This is a genomic window from Pectobacterium peruviense (genome assembly GCF_003312355.2).
Classification (GTDB): Bacteria; Pseudomonadota; Gammaproteobacteria; order Enterobacterales; family Enterobacteriaceae; genus Pectobacterium; species Pectobacterium peruviense.
Map to the genome: position 1 here is coordinate 3364410 of NZ_CP161826.1, position 22555 is coordinate 3386964.

The following is a 22555-nucleotide window of genomic DNA, read 5'->3' on the forward strand; positions in this document are numbered from 1 at the left end:
AATATAACGAATTATGAAGCAGTGTCATGTGCTTTAAAGAGGTAGATGCTGAGAGGTAGAAAAGAAATGTCCGGCAAGAAGCCGGACATCAAAATAGAAAAGGATCGTGAATCAGTGCTGATTCTTTGTGCGCTGACCGTCGGAATGGCCGATGCGGGACAACACGTTAAATACTTCGCCCAAGCCATAAATCGCACCCATGATAATCACCATCATCACAGGAACCATGGCAACTGCAAACAGCAGGCTCTTCAACAACTCCAACATGCTTACCTCACTTTCATTATTGCAACGGTAACGCTACTTTAGCCACCCGTCATACTTCAAGCTGCTTGTGCGTTGGCGCCCTTGCTCACCCCAGTCACTTACTTGTGTAAGCTCCTGGAGATTCACGCGGTTGCCGCCTTCACGCAACCCGAATTATCTAGGGTACAATGCGCTATTTCACTGTAAACCGAAATCGTCGTAATTGTGATGTAGTCTACCGCAGTGATAGAAAATAGTACGTCTATTTGTGCGATTTGCCCCTGATGAAAAAAATAGCGACAATACAGAGAATTAAACTCATCGACGGTGCTCTCACTATGCAGGCTGAAATTCTTCTCACCCTGAAACTCCAACAGCGTTTATTCGCCGACCCACGGCGTATTGAATTGCTCAAGCAAATTCGCCATACCGGTTCAATCAGTCAGGGAGCCAAACTGGCGGGGATTAGCTATAAAAGCGCATGGGATGCCATCAATGAGATGAACCAACTGGCCGAGCAAACTATCGTCGAGCGCATGACGGGCGGCAAAGGCGGCGGCGGTGCACAACTCACCCGCTATGGCGAACGCCTTCTTCAGTTGTACGATTTACTCGCACAAATTCAGCAAAAAGCCTTTGATGTCTTGCAGGAAGATGGACTGCCATTGGATAGCCTGCTGGCAGCCATCGCGCGTTTCTCGCTGCAAACCAGCGCACGTAATCAATTCTTTGGAACTGTGCTCGCACGCGGTGAAGAACAGGTGCAACAACATCTGGATATTTTACTCGCCGATGGTAAAACAACGATCAGCGCGCTGATTACGCAACAAAGCGCCGAGCGTCTGCAATTACAGAAAGGGAAAGAGGTGCTGGCGCTGATTAAAGCACCGTGGATCGATGTGTATGCCGCCACCTCCACCGCGCTTGCAGTAGATAACGTCTTGCCAGGACAAATTCAGGCCATTCAGCACGGTGCGGAAAACAGCGAAATTCTGATTACGCTAACTGGGGGAGAAACGCTGTGTGCCATGGTGCCGAATACCTTGCTTGAGCAGCAAAAGCTGCAACAGGGAATGGATGTGAAGGCCTGTTTCCATGCCGACCGGGTCATCATCGCCACGCTTTGTTAATACCACTTTAGCGCTACAGGCCACTGACGAAGGATAGAAGATGTCATTGTTGAAAATTACGCAAGGGTTGTTTCGTCTCAGCGATACCCGCATGTTGCGTTTGGACGAACTGACGCTTGAACAAGACCAGTGCTGGGCCTTTGTCGGGGCCAACGGAAGTGGTAAATCGGCACTGGCACGGTCGATCTCTGGCGAGCTACCGTTATTGAGCGGTGAACGAATAACCGGATTTCAACATCCTGTTCGTCTGTCGTTTGAACAATTACAAAAGCTGGTTTCCGACGAGTGGCAGCGCAATAACACCGATCTATTAAGTGAAGGTGAGGATGACACTGGCCGCACTACGGCAGAAGTGATTCAGGATAGCCTCAACGATCCCGCACGTTGTGAACAGCTGGCACGCCAATTTGGTATTGCGCATTTGCTGGATCGTCGCTTCAAGTACCTCTCGACGGGGGAAACTCGCAAGGCAATGCTTTGTCAGGCACTGATGCCTCAGCCCGATCTGCTGATCCTTGATGAACCTTTTGATGGGCTGGATATTGCCTCTCGCCAACAGCTTGCTGACGAACTGCGGAAACTGGCAAACGCTGGCTACACACTGGTACTCATTCTGAACCGGTTTGATGATATTCCTGATTTTATCAACCATATTGGTGTGCTGGCAGACTGTACGCTGACCCGCGTCGGTGAGCGTGAGACGATCCTCTCTGAAGCGCTGGTGGCTCAGCTCGCATTTAGCGAAAAACTGTCGGGAAGTTCACTGCCAGAACCCGAAGATCCACAACGGTATATGACGCTACCCGCCGATGAAGCGCGTATTTTGCTACGCAACGGTGTAGTGCAGTACAACGACCTCCCTATTCTGCACAAGCTGACATGGGAAGTATTGCCCGGCCAGCATTGGCAGATCGTCGGACCAAATGGCGCAGGGAAATCGACGCTGCTCAGCCTGATTACCGGCGATCACCCGCAAGGCTATAGCAATGATCTAACCCTATTTGGCCGTAAGCGCAGCAGCGGTGAAACCATCTGGGATATCAAGCGCCACATCGGTTATGTCAGTAGCAGCTTCCATTTGGATTACCGTGTCAGCACCAGCGTGCGTAACGTCATCCTGTCTGGTTTCTTTGACTCTATCGGTATTTATCAAGCAGTTTCCGATCGTCAACGTCACCTGACCGAACAGTGGCTCACCTTGCTTGGTCTCAATGGCGCTATCGCTGATACCCCGTTTCAGTCGCTCTCCTGGGGTCAGCAGCGTCTGACGCTGATTGCCCGGGCGCTAGTCAAACACCCTGCCTTGCTCATACTTGATGAACCTCTACAGGGGCTTGATCCGCTCAATCGCCAACTGGTACGCCGCTGGCTGGATATTCTGATTGGCGAGGGCGAAACGCAGCTACTCTTTGTTTCCCATCACGCGGAAGACGCGCCTGAGTGCATCACGCATCGGCTCACTTTCGTCCCGCAAAATGATATCTATGACTATCAAATTGATGAGCTATGGAGATAACGCCTAAAAACAGGGATGATAACGCTACCACAAAATAAAACATAGGGTCGAAAGCCAAGGTCAATTACACTGTAGCTTACGCTTCACTACATTTATTCGTAAAAAAACCATCGATAACAGAGGCGAATTCTCGCTGTAGATCACCTTTTTCAGCACCTAGCCATGTTATTTTGCAGCATTGCGATAATAGAGGTCATTATGAACGTTCTCGTCACAGGTGGTAGCGGTTACATAGGAAGTCATACTTGCGTACAATTGCTGGCTGCTGGGCACACTCCCGTCATTCTCGATAACTTGTGTAACAGCAAGGCTAGCGTCGTTAAAACCATTACGCGTTTAACGGATAAGACGCCTATTTTTTATCAGGGAGATATCCGCGACAGCGCACTGCTGGACGACATTTTCGCTAAGCACACCATTGACGCCGCCATCCACTTTGCAGGCTTAAAAGCCGTGGGTGAATCCGTGCGTGAACCGCTGAGTTACTATGACAATAACGTCAACGGTACGCTCGTGCTGGTTGAAGCGATGAAGAAAGCCGGTGTGAAAAACCTGATTTTCAGCTCCTCCGCCACCGTTTATGGCGATCAACCACACACGCCTTATCAGGAAAGTTTCCCAACCGGACACCCAGCCAGCCCTTATGGCCGCAGCAAGCTGATGGTTGAGCAGATCCTACAAGATTTGCAACATGCGGAACCGGAATGGAGTATTACGCTGTTGCGTTATTTCAACCCAGTCGGTGCGCATCCATCAGGCGAGATGGGCGAAGATCCGCAAGGTGTTCCCAATAACTTGATGCCTTATATCGCTCAGGTTGCTGTTGGCCGGCGAGAGTCGCTAGCGATCTTCGGTAATGACTACCCTACCGTTGACGGCACTGGCGTACGCGATTACATCCACGTTGTCGATCTGGCTGACGGTCATATTGCCGCCATGAACACCCTACAAAATCGTGCTGGCGTACATATTTATAACCTGGGTGCAGGCGTAGGCTACAGTGTATTGCAGGTCGTCGAAGCCTTTAGTCAGGCTTGTGGTAAGCCGCTGGCTCACCATTTTTCCCCGCGCCGTCAAGGCGATCTGCCAGCTTATTGGGCGGATGCAGAACGTGCAGCGAAAGATCTTAATTGGCGAGTCACGCGCTCATTACAAGAAATGGCGCAGGATACCTGGCGCTGGCAATCCAACCACCCTAATGGGTACGAAGACGCATAACGACGTTTTTCACGTCGAGTGACGGATTAAGGGAAGAGAAGCAGAGCGGATTCAGACCGTCGACAAACCCATTTGCGGAACGAGAACGATGATAATGGGATAGAAGAGTAAAGCGTCCGCGCCAGGGACAAAAACGTCAGGAACGTTTTTGAACGTCGCTTGCGACGACCCTGAAAGGGTGAATCTCAGGGATGAGATTCATATCTGCGCGGCTCGAGCTTACAGGGATGTACTTGCAGCGTCTTTACGATCTACCCATTATCACCGCTCGTCGTACTTTGTCAGCAAACTCATTTCTGCTGCCTCCCCCAGCATTACACGCATCGCCCCTCTATCTTGTCGGGCCTCTACAGGAGCAAGTCATGTTGAATGAAAGTCTTAGCACGCTGGCACCAGATGGTCAGCCGTTTCAATTAACGACCTTGCAGAATCAGGCAGGCATGCGCGTGCGTCTGATGGACTGGGGTGCAACCTGGCTTTCCTGTGAGCTCCCGCTGCCAGAGGGTGAAGTGCGAGAAGTCCTATTGGGCTGTGCATCGCCTGAACAGTATCCGCAGCAAAGCGCTTACCTCGGCGCATCAATTGGTCGCTATGCCAATCGCATAGCCAAAGCCACATTCAGCCGAGAAACAGAAACCTTTAATCTGGTACCAAACCAAAACGAGCACCAGTTGCACGGCGGCCCTGAAGGATTTCATGCCCGGCGCTGGCGAATTGCGAGTCAGGATGCAACACAGGTGACTTATCAACTGCACTCGCCGGATGGCGATCAAGGCTATCCAGGACACCTTAACGTGCAGGTCACTTACGCGCTGACCGAACATAATTCGTTAGAAATCTCGTATCAGGCTACCGTGGAGAAAGCCTGCCCCGTTTGCCTGACCAACCACGCGTATTTCAACCTTGATGGCGATTTGACTGATGTGCGTGAGCACCAGTTGCAGCTATTTGCCGACTATTATTTGCCGGTCAATAGCGCGGGCATTCCTAACGCCGATCTGACACCAGTAAACGCTACCGGAATGGATTTTCGCCAGCCAAAAACGCTGGAGGAAGATTTCTTACGCGATAGCGATCAAATGGCCGTCGGCGGCTACGATCACGCCTATTTATTACATCGCACCTGCGGATCCAGCGAAAGCCCGGCTGCCAATTTGTGGTCATCCGATGGTCGCGTGCTGATGAGCGTTTTCACCAGTGCTCCTGCCTTACAGCTCTATAGCGGCAACTTTCTGGCCAGTACACCTTCGCGAGACGGTGGTCAGTATGAAAACTATGCTGGTGTCGCGCTGGAAAGCGAATTCCTGCCGGACAGCCCGAATCATCCAGACTGGCCACAGCCCGACTGCTGGCTTAAACCGGGTAAAGTCTATCGCTCGGATACCACGTACCAGTTTCTCATCCAGTAACCGCACGATTAAATATAATTAACTCATTGATAACATTGGCAGATGAGTATCTGCCAATTTACAAAACTACTTTACAAAACTATGCCATTCCCCGCTTGCCCCCTTCCAGCTCAGGCGCTTACACTTCCATGACATCCACAAAGGAAATGCCATGTCCGCATCATCACGGTCTCCATTACTCATTCATCATCTGCGCCATAAAGGCAGGTGGGGATGGCTATTGGCACTGTGTTGGCTTTTCCTGAATGCACAACTGGCTATCGCAGGTCATCAATGCGATATGACGCTCAGTCAGGCGTCCCCTGCTATCCAGCATCAAGCACATCTGCAACAGGCTGACGTTCAGCCGCTATCCTCTCATGCTAACCATGCAGCGAAAGCGTCTTACGCAGCAGACCAGCAAACGCCGCTGTGTGAAAAGCACTGCGTGCCGGACAGCGTGAAGCAGGATAATGGATCGCTGGCATTGTTGGCGCTGCCAGTCAGTAATGAACTCGTTTTAGCGGATAACCCAATCACGCTTAATCAGGCATGTGATCTCTGGTTATCTCCTCCTGCGGTTGGCCCTCCCGCTGAGATCCGCTTCTGCCGATTCAGAGAATAACCCAAGCGATTGATAACGCCTGCGCCATCGAGCGCAACACCTTGTTTATCAATTATTTTCATTGGGATTATTTTTATGCGTATCACTTACTCAGCCATTATCAGCAGCCTGATTTTTTTCGTCTCTTCCTTCATCTTCCCCGTGTGGGCAAACGACCACCAGCATCACGCGATGATGCATACCAATCCCCCTGCGGCCACTGCCGCCGTTTATCAAAGCAGTGGCACCATAAAGAAATGGGATACCAACAGCGTCACGCTCTCCCATGCTCCGATTGCCGACCTAAAATGGCCCGCTATGACAATGGCATTCACGCTGCCATCAAGTGGCGAAATAACACCACTCCCTGTCAACACGCCAGTCACATTCAGCTTTGTCCAGAATGACAGCGGCTACATCCTGACCGCGATTACGCCACAGCAGCCTTAATCGGAGCACATCATGAACTTATCCAAACACGACGCCGCGCGCGCGTGTCTGGCGATGTTGCTGTGGCTACCTGCCGCCGTTTTTGCGGCAGATCTGAGTCTTGAACAGGCCTTACAGGCAGCGGAACGTTACTCCGCCGATCTGTCAGCTAATCAACACCAGATTAACGCGCTACAGAACATGGCCGACTCCGCCACACAGCTTCCCGACCCTAAACTGAAATTTGGCGTCGAAAACCTGCCATTGGGCGGCAACAATGGTAGCCGACTCACACGGGAAGGCATGACGATGCAACGTATCGGCGTCATGCAAACCTACGTCAGCAGCAGTAAACGTGATAGCAAGGCACAGGCCATTCGGGTAGAAGCCAATGTGCTGCAAAGTAATAGCGAAAGTATCCGTGCTCGCCTGCAACGGGAAACCGCTCAGGCATGGCTGGATCTGGCGCTCTCACGCAAAGCACTGAGCGAGGTCACAGCGCTGGTCAACGAAAGCCAGCGGCAGATCGCTTCGCAAAAAGCGAGCGTGGCGGCCGGTAGTGAAGCGAGTAGCGTGCTGGATGCTCGCCTGACATTGGCAACCATGCAGGACAAACAGGCTGATGCCGAACGGGACACCCACATTGCACATGCCCGACTGGTGCAGCTTACCGGTATTGCAGATATCAATGTAAACGGCGATCTTCCTCGCTTTGAACGGCTACCAGCTTCACCGGATGTGTTGAGCGGCACCATTCATCAGCATCCAGAAATGCAACAGGCACAGCGTGAAGCCGAGTTGGCTCAGGCGCGTTCCGCACAGTCAGCCGTTGCCGCCACCCCTAATGTCGATGTTGAAGTCTATTACGCGAAACGTGGGGATGATTACGATGACATGGCCGGCATGATGGTGACAGTCGATCTACCGCTGTTCAAATCCAAACGTCAAGATAAGGACTACGCCGCAGACGTATCGCGCAGCATGGAGGCCCGCGACAGAGTCTTGCTCACCGAGCGAGAACACCAGGCGCAACTCGATACACTGATTGCTCAATATCAAGCAGCACAGTCACGTTGGCAGCGTCAGAGCAACGAGATTCTCCCGCTGCAACAGCAGCGCATCAGACTGATTCAGGCTCAGTATCAATCCGGCAGCAGCAATCTTTCCGCCGTACTGGATGCCCGTCGGGCGCTGCTCGAAAGCCGAATTGCCGTTCAGGATACCGCTCGGGAGATGGCTCAATACTGGGCCGCTATCCGCTATCTAACGCCACAGGGAGGCCCCACGCGATGACCAAAACCGTAACGAAAAAATCACTGATGCTTAGCCTTATGACGCTGGCTATTCTCAGTGCAGGTGGTGTGGGCTATCTGATTGGCAAACAGCAAACACCGCACTCGCCTTCTACCGCCGAGCCAGAACGGTCCGTTCTCTATTGGTACGATCCGATGGTGCCGGATAAGCGTTTCGACAAACCGGGAAAATCGCCATTTATGGATATGGAATTGGTTCCCCGCTATGCCGATGACGTGCAGGAAGACGGCGGAGTCACCGTCAGCGCCCGTCAGCAGCAAAACCTTGGCGTTCGCACAGCCCGAGCAGAAATGCGCGAACTTGCCGACCGCACCACAGGCTATGGCACCGTCACACTCAACGAACGCGGATTACACACGCTGGTCGCGCCTAGCGGCGGCATTGTCGAGAAACTCACGGTCAATGCATTGCAACAGCAAGTGAAGAAAGGCGAGACGCTAGCCACATTGTGGAACCCAACCTGGGCGGCAGCGCAGCGCGAATATCTAGCGGTACGGCACCTGGGCGACGAAGTACTGACACAATCAGCTCGCCAGCGGCTGTCACTGCTATTCATGCCGGAAGCCATTATTCAGCAGGTAGAACGTAGCGGCAAACCGCAAGACAGGATTGCGATTACCGCACCAGGAGATGGTTACGTTAATAAGCTGGAAGTGCGGCAAGGTATGCAGTTAAGTCCTGCCCAGCCGTTATTCGAGCTTGCCAGCTTGAACCCGATTTGGGTAGATGTCGATTACCCAGAGGCACAGGCAGCACAGCTAACGATCGGCAGCGATATCAGCGCTACCAGTAACGCTTGGCCGGGTAAAACCTTCCACGGCAAAATCAGCGAACTACTACCCGTGTTGGATAGCACGACGCGCACGTTAAAAGCGCGCGTTGTTCTGGACAACCCGCAACAGCAGCTAAAACCCGGTATGTATCTGACTGTCCAACGCTCTCACACTCAGGCACAGCCGCGTCTGGCGATCCCACAGGAAGCCTTGTTGGTCAGCGGTAGCCAGAATAGGATTTTACTGAGCGACGGCAGCGGCCATTTCACTCCGCGTAACGTCACCGCGGGCGCATCGTTGGGCGACTGGGTGGAAATCATTGATGGGCTGAAAGAAGGCGACAGCGTAGTCACCTCTGGTCAGTTCCTGATTGACTCCGAAGCCAGTCTGCGCAGCGCACTGCCACAACTTGATGCTGAAACATCGATCCCCCCAACAACATCGACAACGCTCGCCGCTCCCGCTGGCTATCAAACTCAGGGAGTGATCAAAGCGATAAACGGCAATCAGGTCACCATTGAGCATGAAGCCGTTCCGGCACTCAACTGGTCGCCGATGACGATGGACTTCACGCTGCCATCGTCAGGGCTACCACAAGGTGTGGGGATCGGCAGCACCGTCAATTTCCAGTTCAACATGGATGATAGCGGGATTCACGTTCTGCATTTTTTACCCGCTGACGATCCGCATGCCGGACATGGAGGTCACTCATGATTGCCTACGTGATTCGCTGGTCGCTCAAAAACCGCCTGCTGGTTTTACTGGCAGCGCTGTTCATGGCAGCGTGGGGCCTGCTTTCTCTGCAAAAAACACCGCTGGATGCCCTGCCCGACTTGTCTGACGTACAGGTCATCATTCGCGTCAGCTATCCGGGGAAAGCACCTCAGGTGGTGGAAAATCAGGTGACCTACCCACTGACGACCACTATGCTTTCCGTGCCGGGCGCCAAAACGGTACGGGGCTTCTCCATGTTCGGCGACGCTTACGTCTATGTGCTGTTTGAAGATGGTACCGATCCCTACTGGGCGCGATCCCGCGTGCTGGAGTATCTCAGTCAGGTGCAGTCTAGTCTGCCTGCTGATGCGAAAACCTCACTCGGCCCGGATGCCACTGGCGTCGGTTGGATTTACGAATACGCTCTGGTTGATCGCAGCGGAAAATATAGTCTGGCCGATCTGCGCGGCTTTCAGGATTGGCTGTTGAAATATGAGCTAAAAACCGTTCCCGATGTAGCGGAAGTCGCCAGCGTGGGCGGTATGGTCAAACAGTATCAGATCGTCGTCGATCCAGAACGTATGCGGACGCAGGGCATCACCCACCAGCAGATCGTCAGTGCCGTTCAGGCGGCTAATCAGGAAAATGGCGGCTCTGTGCTGGAGTTAGGGGAAGCCGAGTACATGGTACGCACCACCGGCTACCTGAAAACGGCGCAAGACTTTAATAACGTGGTGATTACCACCCGCAGCGGCATTCCTGTGCTATTGCAGGATGTGGCTACGCTCAGAGAAGGCCCGGAGATGCGGCGCGGCATCGCGGAACTGAATGGCGAAGGCGAAGTGGCTGGCGGCATCATCGTTATGCGCTATGGCAAAAACGCGCTGAATACGCTGCATGCCGTCAAAGCACGGTTACAGGAAATACAAAAAAGCCTGCCCGCAGGCGTGGAGATCGTGCCAACTTACGATCGCTCGCAGCTGATTGAACACGCCATCGACACGCTTAGCTTCAAACTGCTGGAGGAGTTTGTCGTCGTCGCCGCCATCTGCGCCCTGTTCCTGTTTCACTTCCGCTCGGCGCTGGTGGCGATCATCAGTCTGCCGCTGGGGATTCTGGGGGCGTTTATCATCATGCGTTATCAGGGCGTGAACGCTAACATCATGTCGCTGGGCGGTATCGCGATTGCCATCGGCGCGATGGTGGATGCCGCCATCGTGATGATAGAAAACATGCATAAAGTCATTGAACAGTGGCGACATGAAAACCCTGGGAAACAGCCGCAAAATAACGAGTGGTGGCAGTTGGCTGAACGGGCCGCGGTGGAAGTTGGCCCCGCGCTGTTTTGCAGTCTGCTGATCATTACACTGTCGTTTGTCCCCGTGTTCTCACTGGAGGCACAGGAAGGCCGTATGTTTTCACCGCTGGCCTTTACCAAAACCTACGCCATGGCCGTCGCCGCCGGATTAGGAATTACGCTGGTGCCGGTGTTAATGGGGTATTTCGTACGCGGAAAGATACCGGACGAGCAGGCGAATCCAATTAACCGTTGGCTGATCGCGCTCTATCATCCCGTGCTGCAAAAAGTGCTGAGTTACCCGAAGACCACACTGCTAGTTTCCGGCCTGCTATTGCTACTGACGCTATTTCCGCTCAGCCGTTTGGGAAGCGAATTTATGCCGCCGCTGGATGAGGGCGACCTGCTGTATATGCCCTCGACTCTGCCCGGTATCTCCGCACGGGAAGCAGGCCGATTGCTGCAACAAACAGACCGATTGATTAAAACGGTGCCCGAAGTCGAGTCGGTCTTCGGCAAAGCGGGCCGAGCCGACACGGCAACCGACCCTGCGCCGCTGACCATGCTGGAAAGCACGATTAGGCTGAAGCCGCGCGACCAATGGCGTGAAGGCATGACCATGGACAAGCTGGTTGCCGAATTAGATCGTACCGTCAACCTGCCGGGCATCGCCAACGTGTGGGTGCCGCCGATTCGCAACCGTCTGGATATGCTGGCAACTGGTATCAAAAGTCCGGTGGGCATTAAGGTTAACGGCAACAATCTGGAGGATATCGAACGTACCGCCGCGCAAATCGAACAGGTAGTAAAACAGGTTCCGGGCGTGACGTCTGCGTTGGCGGAACGGTTGGCGGGCGGGCGCTATATCGATATTGATATCGATCGTCAGCGTGCCGCACGCTACGGCGTGTCTGTCGAGGAACTTCAGTCGGTGGTCGCTACGCTTATCGGTGGGCAAAACATCGGAGAAACCATTGAAGGTCGTCAGCGTTATCCCATCAACATCCGCTACCCACGTGAATTACGCGATTCGCTGCAAAAATTACGCGACCTGCCTATCGTGACAGCCAATGGCAGCAGAGTCACGTTGGCAGAACTGGCCGATATTCGCGTCAGCGAAGGGCCGCCTATGCTGAAAAGCGAAAACAGTCGACTGTCAGACTGGATTTATGTCGACCTGCGCGGCCGCGACCTGAAATCCGCCGTTGAAGACATGCAGCAGGCCGTTGCCCAGCAGGTCACGCTGCCAGAAGGCGTGTCGTTAAGCTGGTCCGGTCAGTTTGAGTATCTGGAGCGCGCTACGGAGAAAATGAAAATCGTCGTGCCCTTTACGCTGCTGATCATTTTTGTGCTGCTGTATATCACCTTCAACCGCATCAAAGATGCACTGCTGATTATGGCAACCTTACCCTTCGCGCTCATTGGCGGCGTCTGGCTGCTTTATATCCTTGGCTATAATCTTTCTGTAGCCGGTGCGGTAGGCTTTATTGCACTGGCGGGGGTATCGGCGGAATTTGGCGTCATTATGTTGCTGTACCTCAACCATGCGGTAGAAAAGCACCGTGTGGATGGTCAGGCGCTTTCGCGCCAACAGCTAATGGATGCGATCCACGAAGGGGCGGTTCTGCGCGTGCGGCCGAAAATGATGACCGTGGCAACGATTATGGCGGGGCTGCTTCCCATCATGTGGGGAGGCGGTAGCGGTTCCGAAATCATGCAGCGAATCGCCGCGCCGATGATAGGCGGGATGGTTAGTGCCCCACTGCTGTCGATGCTGGTGATTCCAGCGGTTTATCTGTTATTGCACAAGGGAGATTCCGGTTTGCTGAAACGGTAAAGCCAGAGCGTGATTTTACGCAAATAACCTGCGGATAAATCACGCTTGCCATCGACTATCGATTGCCGATAACCGTTCTCCACCCCTATAATGAAATCAGTTATCACAGAAATCTTAGGATAGGAAGGAGTTTAGCTATGGCTGTAACTAAGCTAGTACTGGTAAGACACGGTGAGAGCCAGTGGAACAACGAAAACCGCTTCACAGGCTGGTACGATGTTGATCTGTCCGAAAAGGGCCGTTCAGAAGCCAAAGCCGCAGGTCAGTTGCTGAAAGACGAAGGTTTTGCCTTTGATTTCGCGTATACCTCCGTGCTGAAACGTGCCATTCACACACTGTGGAACGTACTGGACGAGCTGGATCAAGCCTGGTTGCCAGTTGAGAAATCCTGGAAACTGAATGAGCGCCACTACGGTGCACTGCAGGGTCTGAACAAAGCCGAAACCGCTGAGAAATACGGTGACGAGCAAGTTAAACAATGGCGTCGTGGTTTCGCAATTACGCCTCCAGAGTTGACACGTGATGACGAACGTTTCCCTGGCCACGATCCACGTTACGCTGCTCTGAGCGACAAAGAGCTGCCACTGACTGAAAGCCTGGCGCTGACCATCGAACGTGTTGTGCCTTACTGGACCGAAACCATCCTGCCACGTATCAAGAGCGGTGAGCGCGTTATCGTCGCAGCTCACGGTAACTCACTGCGTGCACTGGTGAAATATCTGGACAACATGGGCGAAGACGAGATTCTGGAACTGAATATCCCGACTGGCGTGCCGTTGGTATATGAGTTCGACGAGAACTTCAAGCCAATCAAACGTTACTACCTGGGCAACGCGGACGAAATCGCCGCAAAAGCTGCCGCAGTAGCGAATCAGGGTAAAGCGAAGTAATTTACCGTTGAAATGAAAAAACCCGGCCTGCGCCGGGTTTTTTATTGTCCGCTATCTGTCACGCTATTCGATATTACTTATTGCGGCGCTCGCGTACGGCAGATGCTAACTGGCGCAGCAGGGATTCTGTATCTTCCCAGCCAATGCAAGCATCGGTAACGCTACGGCCATAAACCAGCGGCTCACCACTTTCCAGATTCTGGTTGCCTTCAACCAGATGGCTTTCCACCATCACGCCCATGATCGCTTTTTCGCCCTGTACGATCTGTCCGCAGACATCAGTACAGACTTCCATCTGCTTTTTGAACTGCTTGCTGCTGTTCGCATGGCTGAAATCGATCATGACCTGCGGTGTCAGGCCCGCTTTTTCCAGACCAATTTTCACGTCTTTAACGTGCTCAGCGCTATAGTTCGGCGTTTTACCACCGCGCAGAATGATGTGGCAATCGTTGTTACCGCTGGTATTCACGATAGCCGAATGCCCCCATTTGGTGACAGACAGGAAGCAGTGCGGCGCACTGGCGGCGTTGATTGCATCAATTGCTACTTTGATCGTGCCATCAGTGCCATTTTTAAAGCCAACAGGACATGACAGGCCAGATGCCAACTCACGGTGTACCTGAGATTCTGTAGTACGTGCGCCAATAGCGCCCCAGCTCATCAGATCCGCCAGGTATTGCGGGGTAATCATATCGAGGAATTCACCCGCAGCGGGTAAACCGATATCGTTAATTTCCAGCAGCAACTGGCGCGCAATGCGCAGGCCATCATTGATCTGGAAACTATTATCCATATGCGGATCGTTGATTAGCCCTTTCCAGCCAATCGTGGTGCGTGGTTTTTCAAAATAAACCCGCATGACCACTTCCAGATCGTCACTCAACTCGTTACGCAGCGTCAGCAGACGCGCGGCATATTCTTTCGCCGCTTTCGTGTCGTGGATCGAGCAAGGACCAATCACTACCAGCAGGCGGTCATCATTGCCGTTAAGAATTTTATGGATAGCAGTACGCGCGAACGATACCGTTTCCGCGGCCTTCTCCGTGGCTGGAAACTTTTCTAGCAAAGCAACCGGCGGCAAAAGTTCATTAATCTCTTTAATTCTTAAATCATCATTTTGGTAATTCATAAATAAATCCATCGGTTCCGAAACGGTATGTTAGCCCCATCCAATACGCGCCATCCCGCCTGTGCAGGTAGCCTGAGAAACGGGATGTTTCATATTGAAGATTGATTATTATATGTCAAGCTGCTGTTATCAGGACGCTGAAATCAGTAGGATTTGCGCGATCAAATGCTCTCAGATACCGCATCCGTCCTATTTTCACCAAAAAATAGCCCAACCGACAGGTCGGTGAACACAGGGTAGGTTTTCTCTGTGGGTTTCAGTAAAGTGGAATGAAAACGTAACTCAGGGTGATTTATGGCACATAACCACAGCCACACAGAATCAGGCAACAGTAAACGTCTGCTGGCCGCGTTTATCATTACCGCCACGTTTATGGTGGCAGAAGTTATTGGTGGCCTGCTGTCCGGCTCTCTGGCGCTGCTCGCGGATGCAGGCCATATGCTGACCGATGCCGCTGCGCTGTTCGTCGCGCTTGTCGCCGTGCGTTTCGCACAGCGTAAACCGAATGCGCGCCATACCTTTGGTTATCTGCGGCTCACTACCCTTGCCGCCTTTGTGAACGCGCTAACGCTGATACTGATTACTGCCTTTATCTTCTGGGAAGCGATTGAACGCTTCTATGACCCTCAGCCCGTTGCTGGCATCCCCATGCTGCTTGTCGCCATTGCCGGGTTACTGGCAAATATCGTGGCGTTTTGGCTGTTACATCACGGTAGCGAAGAGAAAAATATTAACGTCCGCGCAGCGGCCCTACATGTGCTGGGTGATCTGTTAGGATCCGTGGGCGCGATTGCCGCAGCCGTCATCATCCTTTATATCAACTGGACGCCTATCGACCCTATTCTCTCTATTTTGGTGTCGTGTCTGGTGCTGCGTAGCGCCTGGGCGCTATTGAAAGAGAGTATTCACGAACTGTTAGAAGGCACGCCGAGCCAGCTCAGCGTTGAGGCGCTACAGAAAGATCTGACGCTGAATATTCCCGAGGTCAGGAACATCCACCATGTTCATTTATGGCAGGTTGGCGAAAAACCGATGATGACGCTGCATGCACAGGTGGTGCCGCCTCACGATCATGATGCGCTGCTAAGACGTATTCAGGAATACTTACTGAAGCATTACCAGATTGAACACGCGACAATTCAGATGGAATATCAACGCTGTGATGATGACCACTGCTCTTTTCATCAGGAAAACCATCATTCGGCTATTCATGATAGTGAAAAGCATGATGCAGAAGGCCATCACCACAAGCATTAAGTTTGGATTACACGCCGTTTGAAACCGCGCTGACGCGATTTTCCTTCGCGCTCTGAATCCACAGCCAAGAGCCGTTCAGGGCAATCAGCGTCAGGATTGCGTATTCTACCGCCATCGCATACACGCCCTGATAAGCAAAAATTACCACACTTATCACATCAATCACTACCCACAGCAGCCAGTTCTCAACGTATTTGCGCGTCATGAGGATCATCGCCACAATCGACAACACCATCATGGTGGAATCCCAGAATGGGAACGCATCCGGCTGAAGGTTAGGCATTTGTACCGACAATCCAAGCCCCTGCATGCCAGAAACGGCAATACGCGTTAGCACAGCAAACACCGCATCGATGTAAAACGTCATTAAACCAATCGCGACTACGCAGGCGACCGACCAGCCAATGAGCTTCTGCATCGGTAGCCAGCGAATGCGTAATTCCACTTCTTGCGCATCCGTCTTGCGCGTCCAGGCGTACCAGCCATAAATATTGGCGGCAAAGAAGAAGATTTGCAGCAATAGGCTGGCGTAAAGTTGAATCTGGAAAAAGATCACAGCAAACAGCGTGACGTTAATTAGCCCAAACAGATAGTTGATGGTTTTTTCCTGGCTCGCAAACCAGATACACAGCAACCCAAATAGCGTGCCAATCGCCTCAATCCAGGAAAGGTCGTATCCCCCGTCCCCCAAAGGGATATGAATTAAAATATTACTGGTACTAAAAAAATCCATCTCACCACCCTGTCTCAATTATTGTAAGAAACGTCTATCAAGCTACCCCGGAGCGCCGTCAGGCATTCCCTTTCACGCGCAATTTTAGCGAAGCCGCAAAATCAAGCATGCGATTCAACGGGATTAGCGCGCCTTCTCGCAAAGCGGCATCAACATGTATCTCATGTGCATCGCCACCTTGCTCCAAGCCGTTAGCAATCGCCTCCAGCCCATTCATCGCCATCCACGGACAGTGAGCACAGCTACGACAGGTTGCCCCTTCACCCGCTGTCGGCGCTTCCAGCAATGTTTTCTCTGGGCAGGCCTGCTGCATCTTGTAGAAAATACCGCGATCGGTCGCCACAATCAGTTCACGCTGTGGCAGCGTTTTTGCCGCCTGAATCAGCTGGCTGGTTGACCCAACCGCATCAGCCATCTCTACCACGCTCAGTGGCGACTCCGGATGCACCAAAATTGCCGCATCGGGGTACAAAATCTTCATGCGCTGCAGCGCCTGCGTTTTAAACTCGTCATGCACAATGCATGCACCTTGCCAGCACAGTACATCTGCCTGCGTCTGTTTTTGTACATAGCTTCCCAGATGACGGTCTGGCGCCCAGATAATTTTTTCTCCCAGGCTATCCAGATGTTCGATCAACTCCACCGCGATACTGGATGTAACCACCCAATCTGCACGCGCCTTTACCGCCGCGGAAGTATTGGCATACACCACCACCGTTCGGTCTGGATGCGCATCGCAAAAACGGCTGAACTCATCGACGGGACAACCGAGATCGAGCGAGCATTCTGCTTCCAGCGTGGGCATCAGAATCGTCTTTTCCGGGTTGAGTATCTTGGCGGTTTCCCCCATAAAGCGAACACCCGCCACCAACAGCGTCGATGCTGAATGGGTGCTACCGAAGCGTGCCATTTCCAGCGAGTCCGCTACGCAACCGCCGGTTTCTTCAGCCAGCGCCTGAATTTCAGGATCGGTGTAATAATGCGCGACCATAACCGCATTTCTTTCCCGCAGCAGCGTCTTTATCCTGCTACGATAATGCTGTTTTGCATCAGCCGATAAAGGTTTGGGCTTCGGCGGAAAGGGATAAATGGTCTCATTGCTATCAAAAAGAATACTCATTATGGATTTCCACGATAACAAGTCGGGTTATAACACCTGATACTGATTTATTATCAGTCCGGAGTTTTTTATCCTAAACAAAATACCGAAAATCCCGCCTAAAGTCGCGGTGTTTTTTCCATAAAACCCACCATTTTGTTTACTATGCTTAAAATAATAATATGAAGTGCGTGGATGGTGTTATCAGCAGAAGAGAGACAAGGAGAGAAATGGCATGGCCAGCCTCTATATCAGACTATATCGCGATACCCTGACGGTCAGAAACGTGGACACGAAGAAAGAGGTGACTGAGCAATCAGAAGTGCCTTTTACAACCACACGCTTACTGCTCGGGCAGATGATTCCTGCGATGAAGCTATTGGATCGACTCACACGTAAGGTGGCAGCCAAACGACTAATTGATCTGCTCTGCTCACACAACGTCATCATCCATCCCATGGAGATGAATGAAGGCGGCCATAGCCAAGTAGAGTTTGCCAGCTATATAGAACTAGCCAAAAGTATCAGCCCGCAAGGAAAGCATATTTATGTGTGTAGCAAAAATATGCCGCTTACCGACCAGGAGGTTATACAAATTTTTAGCGGCGACATGCCATCGATCGTCAGCCGCTAATCAGACGGGCGCTTTAGGCGAAGAAGCGATGCCAGTACAGAGAGATAGGAATAACCAGAACTAAAGCAGGCAGGAAGTTAACTACCGCAAATGATTTGATCTGCGCAATCCTCAACCCTACCGCAATCATGATAATCCCGCCACAGGCAGAAAAATCGCCCATGGTGACCTCTGTCATAAAGGGCATAATCAATTTGGCGGAGAAGAACAACAGCGTCTGGACAATCATCTGCGGTATCGCAATCGACATCACAGCAAGGCCAAGCGTGATGGAGAAAATCAGCGCGGTAAAAATATCCAAAGCAGATTTAATAATCAGCAGTTGATAGTCACCGGTTAATCCTTCCGTCAACGCCCCCACCACACCTGTACCGCTGGCACAAAACAGAACGATTAGCGCAGTAAAATTCTGGGTATAAACATCCTGCGGTAAGCGATGCTCTTGTGCAGGCAGAACGCGGTTTAATCCTTTCTGAATCATCGTACCCGCACGCTGGACGCCGGATTCCATGCGTAGCAGTTCGCCTAACGCAACACCAATCACGATAGCCAGTGCCACTGCGGGTAGTTGCTGGACTTTAACAACCAGCGTGATACCCATTGCAATCGACACCATCGCAAACGCGGGAGGCAGGCCATCCTGCAACCGCTGAGGGATAAAGCGACGTAAAGCAATGCCCAAACCACTACCAATCAAGATAGCGGCACCATTAATCAACGGACCAATCATATATCTTCCTAAACAGGGCTATACGCACTTCCCTGTGGCAATGACTCCATCCCTGCTCGATAGGATTAGAAAACAGTTCCTGACGGGTTATATAGTCCATAGAGAGGGGTAAAGACCTAATATACTCCAAAGGCTTAACGAGCAGGAATGATAATGGGTTTTATCTCATCGGCACGATACGTGCGATAGTCATCTTAAAGTGAATTTATTCGAGGAAGGAATTCTACGGCTGAAATGATGGATAGTGCAGGATGCATTCGGGGTCAACGCTAGCACGTTGCTGTCTCGCTTCGCTCGGCTCAAACCTGAGCACAGGTTTTCAACTACAGACACGACACGTGCAATATGTAATTTAAAATGAATTTATTCAACGAAGGAGCTTTACTGCTGAAGTGGTGGTGGGTCGTGCAGGATGACTCAGCCTTCGGCTTCGCCCCTTCGGGGTCAACGCTAGCGCGTTGCTGTCTCGCTTCGCTCGGCTCGAACCTGCGACCAATTGATTAAAAGTCACGGTATTCGTTATGTTGGTAACCAGAGAGGCTGGATTATTTAATTTGGAATTGTACCGCTAATTACTAGAAGATGGTGGGTCGTGCAGGATTCGAACCTGCGACCAATTGATTAAAAGTCAACTGCTCTACCGACTGAGCTAACGACCCGCAATGCGGAACTACTTGATACTAAATGACACTACGTTTGAAATTGGTGGGTCGTGCAGGATTCGAACCTGCGACCAATTGATTAAAAGTCAACTGCTCTACCGACTGAGCTAACGACCCAATTTCATGCTGCTTCAGCGCTTTGCTGTTTGCCTTGGCAACGGCGGCACATATTACTGATTTAAATTTTCAGCGCAACCTATTTTCTTAAAAAACTGTTTGATTGCTTACTCTTAAGACGTTTAGGCACAAAAACCGCTCATGATGCGCAATTTTTGTGCCAATTAATACGGTATTACGATCCCGCTAAACGCTTTTGCGCCTGCTTTGCGCTTTCTGTATTGGGGTACATTTTTACAACTTGCTGGTAAACGGCTTTGGCTTTATCAACCTGACCTTTTTCCTGCATGATCACCCCAACCTTCAGCAAGGCTTCAGAACTTTTTGGTGACTTGGGATAATTTTTAACAACGTTGGCGAAATAGTACGCCGCATCGTCCTTTTTCCCCTTGTTGTAATTCAACTGACCAAGCCAATAGTTAGCATTAGGTTGATAAGTTGAATCAGGGTACTTCTTGACGAATGCCTGAAACGCACTAATAGCCTGATCGTACTGTTTCTTCTCCAGCACGAGCGCGGCTGCGGCATTGTAATCGCTATTTGCATCACCCGTACTGGCCGGTGCGGCCGTATTGGCTGCACCGGTATCAGTACTCACCGCAGCGGCAGGTGTGCTGCCTGTCGTCGGTGTAGAAGATGATTGCGAACTTAATCCATCAATCTGCTGATAGATCTGTTTTTGCCGTTCAACAACCTGATTCAACTGATACTGACTTTCCTGAATCTGCCCACGGAGGCTGTCAATGTCACGCTGATTATCAGAGAGCTGCTGTTGAAGTTGGGTTAAAAGCTGACTGTGAGCGTTAGAAATACGCTCCAATTGAGTGACGCGGTCTTCGACCGAGCCTGAGCCGACATTACTGATTGGCGCTTGGGCAGTAGCGGCCCAAGGGACCGCTACGCCAACCAGTAACGACAGACCCAACAGGTGATGTCTGAAGTTACTGCTCATGCGATTCTCTTAATATACCAGAACGGCACGACGGTTTTTGGCATATGCCGCTTCGTCATGACCGAGAACAGCTGGTTTCTCTTTACCGTAAGAAACGATAGAGATCTGATCGGAAGAAACGCCTTTGCCCTGCAGGTACATTTGTACCGCGTTGGCACGACGTTCACCCAGAGCGATGTTGTATTCTGGCGTGCCGCGTTCGTCCGCGTGACCTTCGATAGTCACTTTGTAAGACGGGTTGCTACGCAGGAATGCAGCGTGTGCGTCCAGCATCTGAGCGAACTCAGAGCTCACATCATACTTGTCCAGACCGAAGTAAACGATGTTGTTGCGCTGTAATTCTTGCATCTGCAAACGAGCTTGCTCAGAAGAAGACGCGTTGCCGCCGTCCATCATGCCGTTGTTGCCAGCACCCATGGAAGATTGGTCATTGTCTGCGTTCTTGTTGGAGCTACAAGCGGCCACTGCCAGTACCGGCAGAGCCAACATCAGGCCTTTCAGCACTTTATTGAATTGCATTTCTTATGTCCTTTGACGAGTTTATTGTACATATCTGTACTTATAGATACGGCGACCAGGCAGGGAATTTAACCTGTCCATCAGTAGCCGGAAGACGCGCTTTGAAACGTCCATCTGTCGAAACCAACTGTAGCACTGAACCCAGCCCTTGTTTGGAGCTGTAGATCACCATCGTGCCATTCGGTGCGATACTTGGCGTTTCGTCCAGGAACGTGTCCGTTAATACTTGTACGGCACCCGTTACCAGATCCAGTTTGGAAATATGCTGAGCCCCACCATTAGAACTCACCGTTACCAAAAATTTCCCGTCGGCGCTCACATCTGAGTCTTGGTTCTGAGAACCTTCCCAGGTCACACGTTGTGCAGCACCGCCGTTAGCATTAATTTTGTAAACTTGAGGACGGCCAGCTTGGTCTGAAGTATAGGCCAAGGTCTGGCTGTCTGGGAACCAGGTTGGTTCCGTGTTATTGCTGCGGCCATCAGTCACTTGACTGATCTGACCCGATCCCAGATTCATCACATACAGATTCAGGCTACCGCTCTTAGACAGAGCAAATGCCAGTTTGCTGCCATCAGGAGAGAAAGCAGGTGCGCCGTTGTGACGTGGGAAAGACGCAACTTGGCGGATCGCACCATTTGCCAGCGTTTGGATAACCAGCGCTGAACGGCCACTTTCAAATGTTACATAGGCGAGTTTACTACCGTCTGCGGACCAAGCCGGGGACATCAGCGGCTGTGGTGAACGGTGAACAACAAACTGGTTGTAACCGTCATAGTCCGCAACGCGCAGTTCATAAGGGAACTGACCACCGTTGGTTTGCACGACGTAAGCGATACGAGTACGGAACGCACCTTTAATACCGCTCAGCTTTTCAAACACTTCATCACTGGCCGTGTGCGCAGCATAGCGCAACCACTGTTTGGTCACTTTGAACTGGTTCTGAGCCAGTACGCTACCAGGGTTACCTGACGTATCAACGAGTTGGTAAGAAACCAGATAACTACCATCGGCACTCGGTTGAACCTGACCAACCACAACCGCATCAATACCCAACGCAGTCCATGCAGCAGGCGTCACTTCAGATGCTGTTGCAGGTTGTTGAGGCATACGGTTTGCGTCGATCGGGTTGAATTTACCGCTGTTACGCAAATCAGCACCCACGATGCCGCCTACGTCTTCAGGCGCAGCGCCCGGCCCGGCCCATTTAAACGGAACCACACCAATAGGGCGTGCAGAGTCTACCCCTTGGGTAATCTCTATACGTACTTCCGCGTGCAGCACCGCTGCCCACAGCATTAAAAAGCCTACCGCAACTTTCAGTACTTGCTTCATCTCATCTCCCTTATCCAGACGCGAAGTCTACGAT

The 22555-nt window shown here is 51.7% G+C and carries 20 protein-coding genes, 2 tRNA genes and 2 other RNA genes; 12 read left to right on the forward strand and 12 right to left on the reverse strand.

From position 1 onward, the window contains the following. Positions 1–111: 111 nt before the first annotated feature. Positions 112–267: an AcrZ family multidrug efflux pump-associated protein gene (locus tag DUT67_RS15220; RefSeq protein ID WP_113632341.1), complete on the reverse strand. Its 156-nt coding sequence runs from the start codon at positions 265–267 to the stop codon at positions 112–114. 317 nt (positions 268–584) lie between these two features. Between DUT67_RS15220 and modE the strand changes: the two genes are divergently transcribed. The 10 genes from modE (at position 585) to gpmA (ending at position 13356) form a co-directional block, all read left to right on the forward strand. Further along, the gene (gene modE, locus DUT67_RS15225; RefSeq protein ID WP_113632340.1) at positions 585–1376 is read left to right on the forward strand and encodes a molybdenum-dependent transcriptional regulator; all 792 of its coding nucleotides are present in this window, start codon (positions 585–587) and stop codon (positions 1374–1376) included. Positions 1377–1416: 40 nt separating this feature from the next. Next, on the forward strand, positions 1417–2892 hold the full coding sequence (modF, locus tag DUT67_RS15230) for a molybdate ABC transporter ATP-binding protein ModF (RefSeq protein ID WP_113632339.1): 1476 nt from the start codon (positions 1417–1419) through the stop codon (positions 2890–2892). 198 nt (positions 2893–3090) lie between these two features. Then, positions 3091–4110: a UDP-glucose 4-epimerase GalE gene (gene galE / locus DUT67_RS15235; protein WP_113632338.1), complete on the forward strand. Its 1020-nt coding sequence runs from the start codon at positions 3091–3093 to the stop codon at positions 4108–4110. 362 nt (positions 4111–4472) lie between these two features. Continuing rightward, complete coding sequence (gene galM, locus DUT67_RS15240; RefSeq protein ID WP_189339510.1) at positions 4473–5519, forward strand: galactose-1-epimerase; 1047 nt, start codon at positions 4473–4475, stop codon at positions 5517–5519. Positions 5520–5670: 151 nt separating this feature from the next. Further along, positions 5671–6123, forward strand: coding sequence for a hypothetical protein (locus DUT67_RS15245; protein WP_113627357.1), 453 nt, complete (start codon positions 5671–5673; stop codon positions 6121–6123). A gap of 75 nt (positions 6124–6198) precedes the next feature. Next, on the forward strand, positions 6199–6552 hold the full coding sequence (locus tag DUT67_RS15250) for a copper-binding protein (protein WP_048259344.1): 354 nt from the start codon (positions 6199–6201) through the stop codon (positions 6550–6552). A gap of 12 nt (positions 6553–6564) precedes the next feature. Then, the gene (locus DUT67_RS15255; protein WP_113627356.1) at positions 6565–7824 is read left to right on the forward strand and encodes a TolC family protein; all 1260 of its coding nucleotides are present in this window, start codon (positions 6565–6567) and stop codon (positions 7822–7824) included. Continuing rightward, positions 7821–9332: an efflux RND transporter periplasmic adaptor subunit gene (locus DUT67_RS15260; RefSeq protein WP_113632337.1), complete on the forward strand. Its 1512-nt coding sequence runs from the start codon at positions 7821–7823 to the stop codon at positions 9330–9332. The genes DUT67_RS15255 and DUT67_RS15260 overlap by 4 nt, the downstream gene beginning before the upstream one ends. Continuing rightward, positions 9329–12466 carry an efflux RND transporter permease subunit gene (locus DUT67_RS15265; protein ID WP_113632336.1) on the forward strand — a complete coding sequence of 1046 codons (3138 nt, stop codon included), beginning with the start codon at positions 9329–9331 and terminating at the stop codon, positions 12464–12466. The genes DUT67_RS15260 and DUT67_RS15265 overlap by 4 nt, the downstream gene beginning before the upstream one ends. A gap of 137 nt (positions 12467–12603) precedes the next feature. Continuing rightward, entirely contained in the window at positions 12604–13356 is a 753-nt protein-coding gene (gene gpmA, locus DUT67_RS15270) for a 2,3-diphosphoglycerate-dependent phosphoglycerate mutase (RefSeq protein WP_048259340.1), read from the forward strand. A gap of 73 nt (positions 13357–13429) precedes the next feature. Here gpmA and aroG read toward each other — a convergent pair whose 3' ends face one another. Then, on the reverse strand, positions 13430–14485 hold the full coding sequence (aroG, locus tag DUT67_RS15275; protein WP_048259456.1) for a 3-deoxy-7-phosphoheptulonate synthase AroG: 1056 nt from the start codon (positions 14483–14485) through the stop codon (positions 13430–13432). A 294-nt stretch (positions 14486–14779) separates the two neighbouring features. On the opposite strand from aroG, the gene zitB reads away from it, so the two are divergent. Then, a complete protein-coding gene (gene zitB / locus DUT67_RS15280) occupies positions 14780–15742 on the forward strand; it encodes a CDF family zinc transporter ZitB (protein ID WP_113632335.1) in 963 nt (320 codons plus the stop codon). Between the two features lie 7 nt (positions 15743–15749). Here the strand turns inward: zitB and pnuC are convergent, their stop codons facing one another. Further along, the gene (gene pnuC / locus DUT67_RS15285; protein ID WP_113632334.1) at positions 15750–16475 is read right to left on the reverse strand and encodes a nicotinamide riboside transporter PnuC; all 726 of its coding nucleotides are present in this window, start codon (positions 16473–16475) and stop codon (positions 15750–15752) included. A 58-nt stretch (positions 16476–16533) separates the two neighbouring features. Beyond that, entirely contained in the window at positions 16534–17595 is a 1062-nt protein-coding gene (gene nadA, locus DUT67_RS15290; RefSeq protein WP_113627352.1) for a quinolinate synthase NadA, read from the reverse strand. Positions 17596–17809: 214 nt separating this feature from the next. Between nadA and DUT67_RS15295 the strand changes: the two genes are divergently transcribed. Then, entirely contained in the window at positions 17810–18208 is a 399-nt protein-coding gene (locus DUT67_RS15295; RefSeq protein WP_113627351.1) for a YjaA family stress response protein, read from the forward strand. Between the two features lie 13 nt (positions 18209–18221). Here DUT67_RS15295 and DUT67_RS15300 read toward each other — a convergent pair whose 3' ends face one another. The 8 genes from DUT67_RS15300 to tolB all read right to left on the reverse strand — a co-directional run bounded on the left by DUT67_RS15300 (position 18222) and on the right by tolB (position 22521). Continuing rightward, the gene (locus DUT67_RS15300) at positions 18222–18938 is read right to left on the reverse strand and encodes a DUF554 domain-containing protein (RefSeq protein ID WP_048259335.1); all 717 of its coding nucleotides are present in this window, start codon (positions 18936–18938) and stop codon (positions 18222–18224) included. 235 nt (positions 18939–19173) lie between these two features. After that, a non-coding RNA gene (locus tag DUT67_RS15305) (RtT sRNA) lies at positions 19174–19281 on the reverse strand. A 53-nt stretch (positions 19282–19334) separates the two neighbouring features. After that, positions 19335–19463, reverse strand: a non-coding RNA gene (locus DUT67_RS15310) — RtT sRNA. Between the two features lie 58 nt (positions 19464–19521). Continuing rightward, positions 19522–19597, reverse strand: a tRNA-Lys gene (locus tag DUT67_RS15315). A gap of 44 nt (positions 19598–19641) precedes the next feature. Further along, positions 19642–19717, reverse strand: a tRNA-Lys gene (locus tag DUT67_RS15320). Positions 19718–19892: 175 nt separating this feature from the next. Continuing rightward, positions 19893–20669: a cell division protein CpoB gene (gene cpoB, locus DUT67_RS15325; protein ID WP_113627350.1), complete on the reverse strand. Its 777-nt coding sequence runs from the start codon at positions 20667–20669 to the stop codon at positions 19893–19895. A 9-nt stretch (positions 20670–20678) separates the two neighbouring features. After that, a complete protein-coding gene (gene pal, locus DUT67_RS15330; protein ID WP_011092959.1) occupies positions 20679–21188 on the reverse strand; it encodes a peptidoglycan-associated lipoprotein Pal in 510 nt (169 codons plus the stop codon). Positions 21189–21228: 40 nt separating this feature from the next. Continuing rightward, positions 21229–22521 carry a Tol-Pal system beta propeller repeat protein TolB gene (tolB, locus tag DUT67_RS15335; RefSeq protein WP_048259333.1) on the reverse strand — a complete coding sequence of 431 codons (1293 nt, stop codon included), beginning with the start codon at positions 22519–22521 and terminating at the stop codon, positions 21229–21231. Positions 22522–22555: the final 34 nt, after the last annotated feature.